The organism is Corynebacterium sp. HMSC034H07, assembly GCF_001815175.1.
Classification (GTDB): Bacteria; Actinomycetota; Actinomycetes; order Mycobacteriales; family Mycobacteriaceae; genus Corynebacterium; species Corynebacterium hiratae.
Window position 1 is genome coordinate 1 of sequence record NZ_KV819498.1, and the last position, 245, is coordinate 245.

General features: G+C 62.0%; 1 protein-coding gene. It reads right to left on the reverse strand.

Annotated elements, in window-relative coordinates; all coding sequences use genetic code 11:
• A partial coding sequence (locus HMPREF3009_RS01720) for a DUF711 family protein (RefSeq protein ID WP_118783625.1) occupies nt 1-245 on the reverse strand: 245 nt, incomplete at both ends.

A 245-nucleotide genomic window follows, 5' to 3' on the forward strand; every position in this document is an offset into this window, starting at 1 on the left:
ATGGCGGCTTCGTCCGCGATCATGCCGGCGATGGTCTCAGCAGAGGTATCGCCCGGGATGGCGATCATGTCTAGTCCCACCGAGCAGATCGAGGTCATGGCCTCCAGCTTGTCGATGGAGATGGCACCGGTGCGCACCGCATCGATCATTCCCTTGTCCTCAGAAACCGGGATGAAGGAACCGGACAGCCCACCCACGCGGGAGCAGGCCATCATGCCGCCCTTCTTGACGGCGTCGTTAAGCAG